We start from the raw sequence: 17495 nt of genomic DNA, 5'->3' as shown, positions 1-17495 counted from the left end.
CTCCTCCCTACAAACCGACCTATTCCCCTATCCAGTTACGAAATTCTAAAGGTGTTTGTCCAATGTGTTTTTTAAAGACTGTACTAAAATACCCTGAGTTTGAAAAACCAACTAAATTACTGACATCAATGATTTTCAGCTGTTTATCTTTTAGCAATTGTTTTGCCTTATTCAGCCTTAAATTCACCAGATAATCACTAAAGTTCTGGCCGACATGATGTTTGAATGTTTCCGATAAATGGGCACTATTAATGTGAAACAAAGTGGACAAGGTAGTAAGGGATATTTCACTTGCATAATGCTGGTCCAAATAATGGCGGATGCTATCAATTAATTTCTTATTGGAAAAACGAGCAAGACGAACTTTTTCAATGATTAATGAGGCTAATTGAATCAGGTCCTCTTTCACTTTATGTTGGGAATAAAGCTTCCAAATATTTTGTTGGCAATTCCAGATTGTATTTTGAATGTCTTTCGTCTCGACATCGTACTTTTTGGCTAATGAACCCAACATAAATAACACTTGGTTGGCAGCAAAAGAAAACGACATAACCGAACGGCCATCGGACCCTTCAAGAACAGTCTTTAGATTATCTTTAAATGAGGCAAGATCAACATTTTCAATTGAATTCGTTATCCGTCTTTCAAAATCCGGAGAAAAGTTAAATACTTCATCGCTCACAGCAGTATGATCCATAATCTGAGACTTCGATCCAAGTTGACTTTGGCTCCACGCAAGTAAACTGGATATATATCCACTCCTATATTCTGAAAGCCCATTTACAATCGTACCAATACCAATGACCGTTTCTAATTTTAATAGCTTGTTAACGTTTTGTTGAATGTGCAATACGAAATGATTGGTCGTTGAAGAGTTGGAATCAACCAGCTGTAAAAATTGAACCATATTCGGATAGCTTGGATCCGTAAATACATAGGTTGCATTCTGCTGTTGAGCAATTTCCTTACACAATAATTGAAATGGAATCCTTAGTTCCTCTAGACGATTGGAATCGTGGCTTTCTCTAATTTCCACTGTTAAAAACTGTACTTTCCCATTTTCATTTGCCAGTTCTTCTAACTGAAGCTGCTGAAGCCTTTCAATCACAATTGGAAGCTGTAATCTTTCTTCTTTTGCTAAATGGAGGATAAATTGTTCCTGCAATTCTTGTAAATGAGAATGCACGAGCCTGCTCATTTGCGCGATTTCAACCTGTTTTCTTTTCTCTTCCTCAATTTCTTTGCGTATCTTCCTCAATGCTTCTACTAATTCATCAGGGGCAACAGGTTTCAATAAGTAGTCTTTAACGCCTTGTTGCAGTGAATTCCGCACATAATCAAAATCTGAATAACCTGATAAAACGATGACTTTTACATGGGGAAAATCTTGATGACAACGTTTGGCAAATTCTACTCCATCCATAATAGGCATTCTCATATCCGTAATGACAACATCGATATCCTTGGTTTGGAGGATTTCAAGAGCCTCTTTTCCATTAGAAGCCTCTTCTACAAGTTGAAATCCCTCTTCCTCCCAGTCCACTTTTAAGCGTAATCCTTTACGTATTTGAATCTCATCATCCGTGATTAATACCTTCATTCTGTCTATCCCCCCTTTTCAAATCAATCAGCAATGTAATCATCGTGCCTTCATTTTTAGTAGATTCAATTTGATAGGAAAAGTCATCTCCATAAGTAAGCTTTAATCGTCCAAGGACATTTCGCAGCCCTATGCTGTTCCCTTTGCTTTCCAAAACATGCAGGGTTTCATCTGCTTGGGATAATAAATCCGAAATAATTTCTTCAGACATCCCCATCCCTTTATCTGCCACGGACAGGCTAAGATGACTTCCAACCACTTCAATTTTTATAAAAATATCTGCAAATGTCTTTTCACTGAAACTATATTTCACCGCATTTTCCACAAGTGGCTGTAAAATGAATTTTATTACGGGGATCGTTATAGTGTCAGGCTCTACATTCATTTGAATCGTGATCGTGTCTTCATATCTTAACTTTAATATGTTCGTGTAACTTTTAATATAGTTTACTTCTTCACCTAACGGCACAATATTGCTTTTTGTATTTAGAGAATATCTCAGCATTTTTCCTAAATAAATGCTTACATTCATGACCTCTTTATTTTTTCCTTGAAGCGCTAAACTTCCAATAATTTCAAGCGTATTGTTCAGAAAGTGAGGGTTGATTTGTAATAATAAGGCTTTATATTCCGCATCTTTCCGACGCAAATTGGCTTCATATTGTGTTTCAATTAGATTCTGCAATTGATCAATCGTATGTTCCGTAACATTAATTAGATAATCAACTTCATTATTTCGAGATTTAATTTGCGGCATAAAACGTTTGGCACCTGAAAAATCTCCCCGTTCGATAAACACAAGCGCTTTTGCTAGTTTTCCTAATGGACTTGTAATATTGTTTGAAAGGATCACCGAAGCCAGAATCGTGAAGAAGAAAAGGACGGCACTCGTTAGCAAAAGGTTTCGCTGTAAATGATTGGCCCTTGCAAATAAATCGGACTCTGTCACTTCACTGATTAAGATCCAATCCCCTACAGGCAGCTTTTGAAAGAAAACTAAATACTTCTCCTTCTGATAGGAGGCTTCAATTAGCCCTTCTTGGTCATCGCTAGTGTTGATTTGCTTTAAACTTTGTTTCAGGATTGAATTTGGGGTCTTTATCTTGCCTGACAAAATGTTTTCACCCTGCTGATTTAACAAATAGGTATGCTCATTTTGTCCAATTGTAATTTTATTTAGGGCCGTTTCTAGTAAAGCAGAAGGGAAATTCACCTTAATGACTCCTGCTGCTATCATCGTATTCGTATCAATGAGGGGCAAAATATAGCTATTAATCTTCTTTTGCTGCATTTCATGACTTTGCTGAAATGGATCTAAATGTGACTTAACATAGTCCCGATTATGCTGGGTAAAGTCCTGATACCAATCGGTTTCATGAAGTGAGGAATGAACACCCCAAGTACCGGTCCCATCATCCAGCAGCACCGAAATCGACATCGCATTAGAATTGTTAATCATGATCGAGGATAATCCCTGTTTAAGTTGATTCATCAATGCATCGATTTCTTTCTTCTCCGCACCTTGTCTATTTAATCGAATCCATTCCTGCGTGGTCTGGTCTACAAGCACTTGCTTGCCCAAATCCTCTGCCTGGGTAGAGATGGAATCAACATAAAGTGAAAACTGGTCCATCATTTCTATGGTCAACTCTTGCGTCTGTTCTCGAATAACAGACGTAAAAAAGCTAGGAATAATCAATGATAATATAATAAATGGAATCGTTAACAAACATGTAAAAATAAGTAATAAACGATTGCGTAATGAGAAAAGCATGTTACCCCCTTCCGGGAAAACCCTTACAATTTTTCGTATTTTGGAATAATCTATTATAGCACTTAACTATTACTAGACTCTAGTACATGGGAATAGTAGCAATTCGGAAATTTTGATACTAACCTGCTAATGTGTCAAAATAGGTAATGATATCCATAGTTGTTAATAATGGTGGAAAATCCACTAAATTGGAGGGACAAGACGTTGAGAACAATAAAATTAGGAAGCAGCACATTAGAAGTGCCAGTGGTTGCGGTCGGCTGTATGCGGATAAATTCGCTTGAAAAGAGCGAAGCGGAAACCTTTGTTCAATCGGCATTAGAGCAAGGGGCGAACTTCTTCGACCATGCGGACATATATGGTGGCGGAGCTTGTGAGGAAATTTTTGCAGATGCTATACATATGAATGCTGAAATTCGTGAAAAGATCATCCTGCAATCAAAATGTGGTATTCGCAAGGGGATGTTTGATTTTTCAAAAGAGCATATCTTACATTCCGTGGATGGAATTTTGAAACGGCTAAATACCGAATATCTTGATGTGCTTCTCCTGCACCGTCCGGATGCCCTCGTGGAGCCAGAAGAAGTTGCAGAGGCATTCGATAAACTTGAAAGTTCAGGAAAAGTACGTCATTTTGGTGTTTCTAACCAGAATCCAATGCAAATTCAGCTGCTGCAGAAAAATGTAAAGCAACCACTTGTAGCCAACCAGCTGCAACTAAGTATTACGAATGCCAACATGATTTCCAATGGAATCAATGTAAACATGGTGAATGATTCAGCGATTAACCGTGATGGCAGCGTGCTAGATTTTTGCAGACTGAACGATATCACGATTCAGCCTTGGTCGCCTTTCCAATATGGATTCTTTGAAGGCGTGTTCCTTGGGAACGAAAAGTTTCCTGAATTGAATCAGCAGATCGATGAAATCGCTGCGAAGTATGAAGTGAGCAATACAACCATCGCCATCGCGTGGCTGCTTCGTCATCCAGCCAACATGCAACCGGTTATTGGTACGATGAATGTGGACAGGTTAAAGGATTGTTGCAAGGCAAGTGAGATTCAGTTAACACGTGAAGAGTGGTACAGTATCTATCGTGCAGCTGGGAATATTTTGCCTTAAAGTATACTTTTATAAAGCAAAGGAGTGCCGATAAAGGCACTCCTTTCTATTTTGTGGTGATTATGAGAAAGGGTTAAACCCTACTCATCATCTACCTCGCCATCGCCGATTTCATCCTCTTCTTCCACATCTTCAATCTTTTCCCCTTCCTCAGGTTCCTCATCATTCCCACAACCCGTAATCGAGAAAAAGGACAAACTTAAAAGCAACATCATTAATAACTTTTTCAACTTCATAAACAAACGCCTCCTTTTACCATAGCTTTTCCACTTTAACCAGCAATATAAAAAAAAAAAAAAGCAACCGATCTAAAAAGATCAGCTGCCCTAAGTGTCCATATGGGGTGGACAGTGTCCACGAGCGGTGACAGGCACCACCATTAGAAGAAGCATTCTAATTTCCATAATCCTGATTTGTCTCTTTTTAGTAAATATTCTTGCTCGCCTTTTACACCAATTTTTGCGCTGTCTCCTTCAATATCAATGCTCAGGTTATTGAGGTTTGCTTTGATTTTTTCGAATTCAGCCTGCAATGTTTTGGCTTTTTGTTCGTAGTCGGTCTCCACAAACTTTTGGTAATCCGGGACATTCTTCGTATCCGTATTCATCAATTCATACATGGTAACAGTATGATTTAGTGCAAATGCCTGCCAGAACATCCGGAAAATGCCCTCTGGGTTCATTCTGCTTATGATTTCTTCTTCCCCCGTTTTATAGAAATGTTCATATATCGGTACGGATTCTTCAGGGATAATATCATAAGTAATCGGAATATCATTCAAAACGCCTGTATTCCCTGTTTCTGCAGCCTTCAACTGTGTTCCATTAATAGCGAGGATCTCTGCATAATCAATCTGCTCTCCAGTTTTCCGGTAGTCGACTTGATAAAAAGAAATGGACACGGTGCCTGTCACCTTATCTCCTGCTGATAGTTTCAGCAAATTAAGGATTTGTTCTTTGTTCTCCATCGAATTACTAAACATAATGGTCGGATTTCTTTTCACTCCTTTAGGTGCTGGAAGCATGGCTGCTGAGTCGGCATCAGGGTAGAAGAGGATATCTTCTGATTCACTTGGATAAACAAATATACCTGACAAGGTAACATTTCCTGTAAACAGTGCTTGAAACGGCGATTCTGGAAAATATCTGACACTTGGTGAAACCGACTCCACCGTTAAGCTGCCATATTGAACTCCCTCTTGTAATCTTTTAGGATCAAATTTAACTACGATTCCTTTAGGAGGTAAAGTGATGAGTTCACCTTTTTGAGCAATCTTGCTCTCACTAGAGTTTAAACCAAGCTGGTTACCCATAAATCCTCCTATGAGGAAAAAGAATACCGCAACAGCAGCAAAGGACATGATTATTGGGGCTAGTCGATTTTCCTTCTTTTTTGAAACCGCTGAGTCTCTAATTTTGCTTCTTATCGCTCTTTTATCATCTTCTGTAAAAAAAGGAACGGGAGAAATAAACTGATCCATTTCTTCTTTTAACTTGTTAAGACGGTTATCCATTAACCTCACCTCGCCCTAGAATATCTAATCCCATTTTCAACTTTTCCCGGCCTCGATGGAGTCTTACTTTTACCGTGCTCTCACTAATGCTTAACAGCACTGAAATATCATGAATCGAAAATTCTTTATAGTAAAACAAAATGATAACTTCTCGGTACTTAATGGGAAGCTTTAGTATTTCCTTCACCAACTCAGTTTTGTCCGATTGATCCAGGAGATTACTTTCTGGACCCTTATTGGTTCCTATGAAATCAAGGAGGTTATTCGTGTAACTGATTTTCCGATAATGCCAACTCCTTAAATAATCCTTGCATTTATTGATGGCAATCGTATATACCCAGGTTTTGATTGAACTTCTTCCCGCAAATGTATCTAGTTTTAGATAAACAGTAAGAAAGATTTCTTGTGTCAAATCCTCTGTTAGGGAGTAATCTTTAATGTATGTGAATACTAATCTTTTAATGGTTTCACCATATTCATTCATCAACAATTCCACAGCTTCGTCACGGTTCATCTTCAACAAATCAATTTTTTCATTCTCCGCATCCAGCAAACCCACATATCATCCCTCTCTCTCTACAATTTCGACGATTCACCAGATATTGAGGTTACAAAATCGATGAAATGTTTTTCATTCAATCTATCAAGAAGGACATAAAACAGGTGCCTGTCACCATTTATACATCACTGTATAAAATTGAAAATAATATCACTTTGGCATTTTAGTTGATTTCATTTCTATTCTTCTACTTCATCTGTCGTTTCTTCTGCCTCTACCTCTGTTACTTCTTCTTCCCCTTCTTCCTGTTCCTTTTCTGCCTTGATCCTCGTGATTTCTTCATTTAGCTGTTCAAATGCATTCAGTCTATGATTGGCGCTTGCCAGTAAATCATCAATAATTCGGACAAATTTTTCATAGGGAACACCGTTTTCGCTGCATCCAGTAATCATTTTGAGCAAATCTTTTTCATATAAATGATAGCGTTCTTTAAAGGTTTTCGTATCCATAGTTAAAAAATACTCATCATCGACGACAAATTCGTTAAACACTTTTTTCGTTAAACGTTTTTTGGTAACCTCTATATCTTGTTTATCCTTTTCATTGTCGTAGTGAGCCTCATCCTCATATTCAGAACAAAGCGTGTCATAGATCTTCTCCAGCAGCTCGGTCGGATTTAAATACTTTAACTCATCCACAAAATCCCTCCCTATATTTATTTTTGCCCAAAAAAGGTATTTTTCGTCAACCATAACAAAAAAGCACACGCAAGCTGCGTATGCTTTATAAAACTATTAAATAAAAAGGCTCTTATACAGCTTGAACTTCTTGCCCACTTTTCTCTTTTTTGAATGAAAGCTTTGGACTTAAAAGGCTGACTACGAAAAAGGCGATAGATAAGGTTAACACCCAAGTCCAGATTTGTTGAACTGCAGGCGTATTCCAAACACCTAAGAAGTAAAGCATTGCTGGAATGGTTAGTGTGACCCATGACAAGACAATCGCTACGATACCTACATAAGCATCAATTTTCAATTTAAGCGAGCCTGTTAAGAAGAATAGCGACCATAAAAACGCCCATAGTCCCCATGTTAAGGCATTAACAATATCGTTGAACACAACAACAGAAATAATCGTATAAACCACCGCAATAATCGCGACCCACAAGCTAAACCAGCCAAGTCCGCTGCCTTGGAGTCCCTTTACGGAGGTAACCCCAACGTATAAATACGTTAAACCAAATAAGAAAATAGCTGCATTATTATATAAGTCCCAATTACTCTGACTAGATGTCATAATTAAATAAAATGGATTAATGATTTGGATAACACCGACGAAAAGATTAAAATAGCCAACTGCTTTGCCATCTGCTTTTCCTAACAGCATCAGACCGTTTAGAAAAAGAACAGCACCTGATAAAAATAAACCTACAAAACTCATAGTAATCGCTGTGAAAAATCCTTTTTCACAACTTTCCCCTCCTTTAAAATAGAAAAAGCACTTTCCCCTCTCCGATTAGAAAAGAAATTGCCTTCATAAAAACGTGATTTAATTTACTTACTCAATATAGCATATTTACTGAACAATAGTTAAGTAAGGTTTGAACAAAATGTAAATTAAGTTATTTCCATATTCACCATAAGCGACCAAAAAACTGCCCCTAAAATGGAGGCAGTTCTCACTATGCATGTATGAATTTCACCTTTTGTCCTGGTTTTAAATAGGAAAGAAGCACAATATCTTCCTCCACTACTTTTCCGACAACATTGACCCGTTCATCAGCAGGCAAGTCACATAGCGTAATTTGGATCTCGCCACGGTACCGTCCGTAAGAATCATTATCTCTTGTGATACTACCCATCCAACGTTCGGTGGTATTCTCAGGAACAACCGCATCAACACTTCTCGTATCCATAAACCGACGAACATCACGGGAAAAATCAGGGCGAAGCTTAAACTCCCCTTCTTGAAATCCTTCAATCACAATCTCCACACAATCATCACGGTCAAAATTGATTAATTTCCTTAGTAGCTCCTCACTTACCTCTGGGTCCCCGATATAAACATCCTCGACTCCAAAATGGAACAATTCCAATGCAGCTAAAAACGGATCCATATCTCGATGCTCTTCCAGCGTTGGCAGGCCTTCAAACAGCGGACCACGTTTTTCCCCGTCCCCTGGAATATAGGCACTAACCGGTATTCCATATTTCCCAAAAAGTTCATTTTGCGACTGAAAAAACCAATCCGATAATCCAGTCTCAATCCTTGGATAGAAATTATGCCAAGCCAAAAGCTGGCTCGCCTTTAACCCGCCATCTAACAATGCCCGCACATCTTCCTCAAACAAAATGCTGGCATTCAGTGCGAGTTTGAACGCTTTCGCCAGCTTCACTATCAACTCGTTTTCAAAAAAGTCATCGAGCCTGAGACCGCTGACGCCAAGTGATTTCAAATCAAACAAACTTTCTAATTCCAAGTGACCGGGTGTTTTTAATGACACATCCGCATAAACTTCTATCCCTGCATTCTTCGCACACTGGAGCAGCACCATTGCACGACCCGCCAAATCACCGGATTCTTCGGGAATGTGAAGCGAGGTAAATGCCCGCTTCACACCCATTTTTCCAGCACGCTCAATGCGCTCCTCTGCTAGAGGATCATTGAGATAGAAGGAAATCCCGATCAATCAAATTCACCAGCCATATCATCATTGAAACCGAATAAATACGTGAACAAGAATCCTGCTGCATAGGCAATTAATACCCCTACTAAATAAAGGAGAACCTGACCTGTCACAACTAGGAACGCAAGTGGTAAACCAGATACCCCGATTGCTACGGTTGCAATTCCAAACGCTGCTTGGAACGCACCACCGACACCAGCACCTAAACATGCTGTTAAGAATGGACGACCTAATGGAAGGGTAACACCGAAAATTAATGGCTCACCGATTCCAAGAATACCTGCTGGCAGACCGCCGCCAATTGCTCTTTTTAAACGAGTTTTCTTTGTTTTAAGATAGATAGCAAACGCTGCACCTACTTGACCTGCTCCACCCATTGCTAGGATTGGAAGAAGTGGGTCATCACCGATTGTATTAATTAACTCTAAGTGAATCGGTGTTAAACCTTGGTGTAAACCCGTTACAACAAGTGGCAGGAACGTTGCACCAAGTACAAATCCAGCAACGACACCACCCATATCAAGCAATGAAGTTAACCCTTTTGTGATAATATCTGAAACGAAACCACCAAGCGGCATAAAAACAAGATAAGTAACAATACCAGTAACCAATAAGGCCACAGTTGGTGTGATGAAAAGATCTAAACTAGTTGGAACATACTTGCGTACTTGTTTTTCGACTAAAGCGATAAAGATGGCTGCAAACAGAACGCCAATTAATCCACCGCGTCCAGGAAGTAAATCTGCGCCAAACAAATGAATGCCTGCAACAGCCGGGTTAATAATTAGGATACCCGCAATCGCGCCAAGTGCTGGTGAACCGCCAAACTCCTTCGCTGCATTCGTACCAACTAAAATTCCCAGATATCCGAATAATCCACTACCAATTACAGAAAGAATTGTCGCAAGTTGAGAGTCTCCTGCTAACCATCCTGCTTGGATCACCGCTTTTGTGATCCCTGTAATTAAACCTGACGCAACAAGGGCAGGAATTAACGGAATAAAGATACCAGCTATTTTTCGTAAAAACATTTTAAATGGTGTTGCATTCTTTTTGTTGATTTCTGCCTTTGTACTCGCTGCTTTTTCTTTTAAATTGATTCCGCCTGCAGCATCGATCAACTTACCAAACTCTTCTGTTACTTTATTTACTTTTCCAGGTCCCAGAATGATTTGAAGGGTTTCCTCCTCCACCACTCCAAGAACACCATCTATCTTTTTAATGGCAGCCTTGTTGATAATACTATCATCCTTCGGTGTAACACGAAGTCTTGTCATACAGTGTGTGTAGTTGCCAATGTTATTAGCGCCGCCTAATTGTTCAAGAATCTTCTCAGCTAAAATTTTATTTTCTCCAGCCATATCGTTTCCCCTTCTCTTGAGTTGTTTTTTAATCTTGATTACCTCAGTCAACACGAATCGTGTTCACATCACCCCCTGCAAGATTAATTTCCTTCTTTTATAAAACGAATCGCTTCTCTAGTTTGGTCAATCGCATGAATCGTTTGTTCATATTGAACCGTTGCCATCGATAAAAACAAAATATCCATCATATATAGTTGCGCAAGTCGTGATGATGTTGCTGCACTTCGAAAAGGTGCTTCCCCTGAATAAGAGGTAAAAAGTTTAACGTCTGCTAAAGATGCTACCGAAGATTGTCCGTATTTGGTCAGACTAACCGTTTTCACACCGCGCTCTTTCGCTAGTGCCATCACTTTAACAACCTCTGCCGTTTCACCAGAATGAGAAATAGCAAACACTACATCATCCTTACCCGCATTCGCAATCAATGTAGCAACAAGATGGGTATCCGTAAAAGCGGTTGCATTTTTTTGAATCCGTAGGAATTTTTGCTGGGCGTCCTTGGCAATAATATTCGAGGCTCCAATTCCGAAAAAATGGACATTCTGAGCAGGGAGCAGCGTATGAACCGCGCGCTCCAATTCCTCATAATTGATAATCTCCTCAGAATCGCGAATACTCTGGATACTATTGCTGGTGGTCTTCTGAACAATGGAAAAATAAGATTCTCCAGGTTCAATATCTCGATATCCTTGCTCAGCAGGTTTCACTAAGTCGCCCGCAATTCTTACCTTTAAATCTTGAAAACCATTTAAACCAAGTGATTTACACAATCGAATGACCGCTGCTCCACTTGTTTTCGCTTGGGTTCCGATATCATTGACCGTGCTGTTTAAAATACTTCTTGGATTTTCAAGAATGTATTGAGCGATTTTCCGCTCGGAAGCGGGCAGCTGGTCAAGCATATTTTGAAGCATTTTTAAACCGCCTGTCGCCACACGATTACCACCTTTTCACCAAATCTATTGTTGAATTGCGATTTTCACATACCCATTCGCGTTTGCTAATAGTTTTTCTGCTTCCTCTTTGGTTGTCTCACATTTAATCATCACAATGGCCGTTTTCACTTGAAGTCCTGATTTTTCTAATGTCTCCAAAGCAACTTCATACGAAACGCCGGTAATTTTACGGATAATCCCAATGGCACGTTCCTTTAATTTCAGGTTACTCACCTTTACATCAACCATTAAATTCTCATAGGCTTTGCCCAAAAGAATCATCGATGAAGTCGAGATCATATTCAAAACCATTTTGTGAGCCGTACCTGACTTCAAGCGAGTGGATCCGGTTAGAACCTCTGGGCCGACAATGACCTCAATGGCTTGGTCTGCTTCTTTACTAATCGCCGCATTTTTATTACACGATAACGCAACCGTTTTCGCTCCAATACTTCTAGCGTAGCGAAGGGCTCCGATTACGTAAGGTGTCCGGCCGCTGGCTGCAATTCCGATAACGGTGTCGTTCTCTGTCAGATCCAAATTCTTTAGGTCATTTACACCAAGTTCTATGCTATCCTCAGCACCTTCAACCGCTTTTAGAAAGGCACCTTCTCCTCCTGCCATTAACCCTACAACCATTTCTGGTTCTGTGCTAAAAGTAGGCGGACATTCCACTGCGTCCAATACACCTAATCTGCCGCTTGTTCCGGCACCTAAATAAATGAGGCGTCCGCCTTTTTTAAAGGATTCAACGACGAAGTTAACCGCTGCCTCCACTTCTGGTAAAACTTCTTCGACAGCTAGTGCTACCAATTGATCTTGTTCATTCATCATGCGTACTATATCTCGGGCCTCGGCCGTATCAATTTGCATCGTATCTTCATTTCGGGACTCGGTCGTTAATAATTCGAGATTTTCTTCGATCATATCCTTATCCTCCTGTTTGTTTTTCATGTTGTAAGCGATTGCTGTAATCACATTATAAAGCCAGTGAAATAATAATTCAATATTTTTATTTAAAAAATGAAATTGTATTTCAAAATCTATTCGAACAAATATCGTCGGATTGCCTGTGCGACTCCTGCTTCATCGTTTCGGCCAGTAACATGATCAGCAAGTTCCTTTACGGCTTCCGGTGCATTTCCCATGGCAATTCCCAGTCCTGCCGCCGAGAGCATAAGGGAATCATTATAATTATCACCAATCGCAGCCATTTGGGAGATTGGGATATCGAGTTTCTCACTAAGCTTTAACAAGGACGAAGCCTTACTCACACCTGAGGGTGAAATTTCTAAATTTAAGAAATTGAAACTGCTGCTGATTTCCATTTCACCCACCTGTTCTTCAATCAACTTTGAAAAATTAGCAAGCTTGTCATCATCATTAAATACGGCTATTTTCGTGATCACAGGTTGATTGGACTTGACGTATTGGTAAAAATCATCGACTAACTTTACTTGGCATTGTCCACGAAAACGCTCAAGGTCTTCTATTCTTCCCCCCGTTTTTTCAAGGGCAGGGATATTATTCTCAATCCAGTTCCTATTCCATTTCGTTTCTGTCGGAACTAGCAAGGTATCACCTTCGTAAAAATGAGCATAAATGCCTTCCCCTTCACATAACTCCCAAAAATTCAGGAGATGGTCATGTTGAAAAACAGCCTGCTCACTGACCTCGCCAGTTTCATCAAGGATAACCGCACCATTATAAGCAATAATCGGTTCTCCTTTTAAACCAATTGTATTGGCAATCCAGCGTGTTGAAAGAGGGGAACGACCACTACAGATGACCACTCTGCCTCCTCTTTCGCGGTACTCATGAATCGCTTGAATATTTTCCTTATCAATCTCTCTATGCTCATTTAATAGGGTTCCGTCCAAATCTGTTGCAAATAATTTATATTTCAATTTACTCTCCCCTTTGCACTATTTTTTCATTATGATTATAGTACTAATTAAAATATTATTTCAAAATTTATTATTACTAACATATTAAGATGAGGTGCAAAACATGCTTCAACCCGAACTTGCTGAAAAAATTGTCAGGGAAGTCCAGCGATTAATTTCAGAAGAAATTATCGTTGTGAATATAGATGGTATGATTATGGCAAGCACCAATCGTGAGCGAATAGGGGCCTTCCATGAAGGAGCTTTACTAACGTCTCAACAAAAGAAAAAGCTCATTATCACTGAAAAAGAAACTCCTCGTTTACAGGGGGTTAAGGCGGGAATCAACCTCCCAATCTTTTTCCAGCATGATGTCATTGGCGTAATTGGAATTACAGGTGACCCCCAAAGCGTTACACCCTTTGGTGAAATCATCCGCAAAATGACGGAGCTGTTAATTAGTGAAAATTATTATGGAGAACAATTTGACTATCATTCCCGAGCGATGGAAACATTCGTCCTCGAGTGGCTCCAGGCGCATGTTCAAAGTCCTGATTTACTTGAACGAGCCAGGGCTCTGACCATTAATATGGACCTTAACCGCATAGCCCTAATCATTGAGTTTGAACAAAGAGAATTTCCTTTATCAAGGGATGTATGGTCATCAATTCTGAACTCTTTTTCCCAAAATAAAAACGATGTGTTAACAAGATCTGGAAATGAGCGAATCATCATTTTAATCGATTGCTCTGCTTCCTTCCAACCAGCAGCCGTCAAAAATCGGCTCGAGCAGTACCTCCAATTTATTAAAAATAGCTTTGGTATTGCTGCTTATGCTGGTGTTGGACAATGTGCCCCTCCTACTAACCTGCACCAATCCTATGCGCAGGCAGAACGAGCATTAAAAATGGCAAAAAGGACTAGGAAGATTATTTTCGATGAGGAATTAACGCTTGAAATGATTACCGGGGAACTTGCATCAGAGGTAAAAACCGAATACATTCAGCGGACCATTGCACCGCTTTTAGGCGAAAGAGATCTTCTAGACACCTTAGTTGAACTTTTTAAACAAAACCATTCATTGAAAAATACAGCACAAGCCCTGCACATCCATATCAATACGCTGCATTATCGTTTAAAGAAAATCGAGGAAGTAACCCATTTGAACCCCAATCAAATCCATGATTTATTTTGTTTGTATCTCGCTGTTCTATTTTTAGATGAATATCCCAAAATAGAATAAAACAGAGAAAATATTTTGTAGGTTTATCTATAGCAGGCTGCGGCCTGTTTTTTTATACTTTAAATAACATGAAAATAGTACGTAAACTGGGGGAAATAGCATGCTCTCGAATGAAGTAAAAGAGAAATTAATTTCAATTGTCACAAAAGCAAACTTCGACGATTCTAAAATAGAACGTTTAGTCTATTCCTATGACGCGACACCTAACTTCCAGTCGATGCCGGATGCTGTGGTTAGTCCGCGAAATGCAGAGGAAGTTTCACAAATTTTGAAAGTTTGTAATGAATACGGAGTTCCAATTGTTCCACGCGGCTCTGGTACCAACCTTTGTGCAGGAACATGCCCAACCGAGGGCGGGGTTGTCCTTCTTTTTAAACATATGAACCAAATCCTTGAGATTGACGAAGAAAACCTAACGATTACCGTTCAGCCAGGTGTCATTACGCTCGATATGATTCATGCCATTGAAGAAAAAGGTATTTTCTATCCACCCGATCCAAGTTCGATGAAAATCTCTACAATTGGCGGCAATATCAATGAGAATTCAGGCGGCTTGCGTGGTCTTAAATATGGTGTAACAAGAGATTATGTAATCGGCCTTGAAGCGGTACTGCCAAATGGAGATATCATTCGTACGGGTGGAAAACTGGCAAAAGATGTGGCCGGTTATGATTTAACGCGTCTGTTTGTCGGCTCTGAAGGAACACTTTGCGTTATTACCGAAGCGACCTTAAAGCTGATTCCTATGCCAGAAACACGTAAAACTATGCTGGCTCTTTATCAAGACCTTAACGCTGCTGCGCGTTCTGTTTCAAAAATAATAGCTAATAAAATCATTCCAACTACTCTTGAGTTTTTGGATCAGGCTACTTTAAAGGTAGTCGAAGATTATGCTCAAATTGGGCTGCCAATAGACGTTCAAGCGGTTCTTTTAATCGAGCAGGATGGTCCACCGGAAGTAGTAGAACGCGATATAACTAAAATTGCTGAAGTATGTAAGCAGGAAAATGCGGTTTCAATTCAAATTGCCGCAACAGAAGAGGAAGCAATGGCGCTAAGAACAGCGCGTCGTGCGGCACTTTCAGCAGTTGCACGCTTAGCACCGACGACCATTCTAGAGGACGCAACCGTCCCTCGCTCAGAAATTGCAAATATGGTAAAAGCAATAAATGAAATTACCGAAAAATATAATCTGACGATTTGTACCTTTGGTCATGCGGGAGACGGGAATCTTCACCCTACCTGTGCAACCGACGCAAGAGACCATGAAGAAATGGAACGCGTCGAAAAAGCGTTCGCTGAAATTTTTGAAAAAGCGATTGAATTAGGCGGAACGATTACCGGAGAGCACGGAGTCGGTGCGATGAAGGCCCCTTACTTGGAATGGAAGTTGAAAAAAGAAGGAATCGCTGCGATGATGGGGATCAAACAGGCCTTTGATCCGAATAACATCATGAATCCAGGAAAAGTCTTTGCGAAAGACAGCAAGAAACGCGTGGTGATTACAAGATGACAACTTTACTCGAACAAGAAAAAATTCAACAACAATTCAAAGAGCGGATGAACGAGGACGAGCTGCTAAACTGCATGCGCTGCGGCTTTTGTCTGCCAACCTGCCCAACCTATATCGAATCTGGCTATAAAGAATCTCATTCTCCTCGAGGACGGATTGCGATGATGAAAGCAGTCGTCGACGGGATTGTTGAACCGGATGAGGATTTTGAACGGTCACTGGAACTCTGCCTCGGATGCCGTGCCTGTGAGCCGGTCTGCCCTTCTGGTGTCAATTACGGCCACTTACTTGAAGAAGCGCGAGACATTATTAATCAAAACAAGAAGCATTCATTACCCGTTCGAGCGATTAGAAAAACGGTTTTTGAAGGGTTGTTCCCGCACCAAAATCGTATGCGTACGATGGTTGGCTTACTTGGTTTCTATCAGCGCTCAGGGATCCAAACCCTTGCACGTAAAACGGGTTATTTAGGGCTTTTGCCTGACAATTTAGCCACGATGGAAAAAGTACTTCCGAAAGTTCCGACCATGAAAGAAATGAAAAACCGTCCTGAGCACCTGCCGGCATTGACGGAGAAAGTCCACAAGGTTGCTTTTTTCAGCGGTTGTTTAATGGATACGATGTTCATGAAGACAAACGATGCAACCACGAAATTATTGCAGTTAGCAGGCTGTGAAATTGTGATTCCGAAGGAGCAAACCTGCTGCGGGGCTTTGCACGGTCACAGTGGTGAAAAGGATTCGGCGAAAAAGTTGGCGAAGAAGAACATCGCTGCCTTTGAAGATTTAGGTGTCGACTTTATTATTACCAATGCTGGCGGCTGCGGGGCCTTCCTTGTTGACTATAATCACCTATTGAAGGATGACCCTGTTTGGAGCGAACGGGCAGTGGCGTTTAAAGAGAAAATAAAGGATATTTCTGAAATTCTTGTAGCGGTTTCTTTTCATAAAAAAGTGAAATTAGAACTTCCACCTCAGGTGATTACCTATCAGGATTCCTGTCATTTACGAAATGTGATGAAAACCGCTTCGGCACCTCGAACACTGTTGGGGGCGATAAAAGGGGTACAGTTCAAGGAAATGAAAGAGGCAGACCGTTGCTGTGGTTCTGCTGGTATCTATAATATCGTCGAGTCTGAAATGTCGATGGTCATGCTTGACTACAAAATGGTTCAAGCCAAAGCGACCCACGCGACCACCATCGTAACCGCCAATCCTGGATGTTTGCTGCAAATGCAACTTGGAATCGAGCGTGAGGGCTTGTCAGGTAAAATGCGTGGAGTTCATATCGTAGATTTGTTAGCAGAAGCAGTAAAATAGGATGCAAAAAGACGATTCGAGGGGGACGAATCGTCTTTTTT

General features: G+C 40.3%; 16 protein-coding genes. 4 read left to right on the top strand and 12 right to left on the bottom strand.

From position 1 onward, the window contains the following. Nucleotides 1–19 precede the first annotated feature (19 nt). A complete protein-coding gene (locus QUG14_RS21405; RefSeq protein WP_289342452.1) occupies nt 20–1600 on the bottom strand; it encodes a response regulator transcription factor in 1581 nt (526 codons plus the stop codon). Beyond that, nucleotides 1578–3374: a cache domain-containing sensor histidine kinase gene (locus QUG14_RS21400; RefSeq protein WP_289342450.1), complete on the bottom strand. Its 1797-nt coding sequence runs from the start codon at nt 3372–3374 to the stop codon at nt 1578–1580. The genes QUG14_RS21405 and QUG14_RS21400 overlap by 23 nt, the downstream gene beginning before the upstream one ends. 204 nt (nt 3375–3578) lie before the next feature. Between QUG14_RS21400 and QUG14_RS21395 the strand changes: the two genes are divergently transcribed. Beyond that, nucleotides 3579–4496, top strand: a complete 918-nt coding sequence (locus tag QUG14_RS21395) for an aldo/keto reductase (protein WP_289342448.1) — start codon at nt 3579–3581, stop codon at nt 4494–4496. An 80-nt stretch (nt 4497–4576) separates the two neighbouring features. On the opposite strand, the gene QUG14_RS21390 is transcribed toward QUG14_RS21395, so the two are convergent. From QUG14_RS21390 to QUG14_RS21345, 10 genes are all read right to left on the bottom strand, one after another. After that, entirely contained in the window at nt 4577–4732 is a 156-nt protein-coding gene (locus QUG14_RS21390; protein WP_289342446.1) for a hypothetical protein, read from the bottom strand. Between the two features lie 143 nt (nt 4733–4875). Continuing rightward, entirely contained in the window at nt 4876–6009 is a 1134-nt protein-coding gene (locus QUG14_RS21385) for a hypothetical protein (RefSeq protein WP_289342444.1), read from the bottom strand. Beyond that, a complete protein-coding gene (locus QUG14_RS21380; RefSeq protein ID WP_289342443.1) occupies nt 6002–6568 on the bottom strand; it encodes a sigma-70 family RNA polymerase sigma factor in 567 nt (188 codons plus the stop codon). Before QUG14_RS21380 ends, QUG14_RS21385 begins: the two co-directional genes overlap by 8 nt. 179 nt (nt 6569–6747) lie before the next feature. Next, nucleotides 6748–7206 (bottom strand): hypothetical protein, encoded by a 459-nt coding sequence (locus QUG14_RS21375; protein WP_289342442.1) that lies wholly within the window; start codon nt 7204–7206, stop codon nt 6748–6750. A gap of 112 nt (nt 7207–7318) precedes the next feature. Continuing rightward, complete coding sequence (locus QUG14_RS21370; RefSeq protein ID WP_289342441.1) at nt 7319–7948, bottom strand: AmiS/UreI family transporter; 630 nt, start codon at nt 7946–7948, stop codon at nt 7319–7321. A gap of 241 nt (nt 7949–8189) precedes the next feature. After that, the gene (locus QUG14_RS21365) at nt 8190–9197 is read right to left on the bottom strand and encodes a MupG family TIM beta-alpha barrel fold protein (protein WP_289342440.1); all 1008 of its coding nucleotides are present in this window, start codon (nt 9195–9197) and stop codon (nt 8190–8192) included. After that, nucleotides 9194–10555 (bottom strand): PTS transporter subunit EIIC, encoded by a 1362-nt coding sequence (locus QUG14_RS21360; protein ID WP_289342439.1) that lies wholly within the window; start codon nt 10553–10555, stop codon nt 9194–9196. Before QUG14_RS21360 ends, QUG14_RS21365 begins: the two co-directional genes overlap by 4 nt. 83 nt (nt 10556–10638) lie before the next feature. Next, nucleotides 10639–11493 carry a MurR/RpiR family transcriptional regulator gene (locus QUG14_RS21355; RefSeq protein ID WP_289342438.1) on the bottom strand — a complete coding sequence of 285 codons (855 nt, stop codon included), beginning with the start codon at nt 11491–11493 and terminating at the stop codon, nt 10639–10641. A 24-nt stretch (nt 11494–11517) separates the two neighbouring features. Beyond that, the gene (gene murQ, locus QUG14_RS21350) at nt 11518–12420 is read right to left on the bottom strand and encodes an N-acetylmuramic acid 6-phosphate etherase (protein ID WP_289342436.1); all 903 of its coding nucleotides are present in this window, start codon (nt 12418–12420) and stop codon (nt 11518–11520) included. A gap of 116 nt (nt 12421–12536) precedes the next feature. Continuing rightward, nucleotides 12537–13400: a Cof-type HAD-IIB family hydrolase gene (locus QUG14_RS21345; RefSeq protein WP_289342435.1), complete on the bottom strand. Its 864-nt coding sequence runs from the start codon at nt 13398–13400 to the stop codon at nt 12537–12539. 103 nt (nt 13401–13503) lie between these two features. Here QUG14_RS21345 and QUG14_RS21340 point away from each other — a divergent pair, with 103 nt between their 5' ends. From QUG14_RS21340 to QUG14_RS21330, 3 genes are all read left to right on the top strand, one after another. Further along, nucleotides 13504–14622 carry a CdaR family transcriptional regulator gene (locus QUG14_RS21340; RefSeq protein ID WP_289342434.1) on the top strand — a complete coding sequence of 373 codons (1119 nt, stop codon included), beginning with the start codon at nt 13504–13506 and terminating at the stop codon, nt 14620–14622. A gap of 100 nt (nt 14623–14722) precedes the next feature. Continuing rightward, entirely contained in the window at nt 14723–16135 is a 1413-nt protein-coding gene (glcD, locus tag QUG14_RS21335) for a glycolate oxidase subunit GlcD (RefSeq protein ID WP_289342433.1), read from the top strand. Continuing rightward, the gene (locus QUG14_RS21330) at nt 16132–17454 is read left to right on the top strand and encodes a (Fe-S)-binding protein (protein ID WP_289342432.1); all 1323 of its coding nucleotides are present in this window, start codon (nt 16132–16134) and stop codon (nt 17452–17454) included. Before glcD ends, QUG14_RS21330 begins: the two co-directional genes overlap by 4 nt. The last annotated feature ends 41 nt before the right edge of the window (nt 17455–17495 follow it).

The organism is Neobacillus sp. CF12, from assembly GCF_030348765.1.
Lineage (GTDB): Bacteria > Bacillota > Bacilli > Bacillales > Cytobacillaceae > Neobacillus.
The sequence above is the reverse complement of the archived record's forward strand: the minus strand, read 5'-3'. Positions and strand labels throughout refer to the sequence as shown.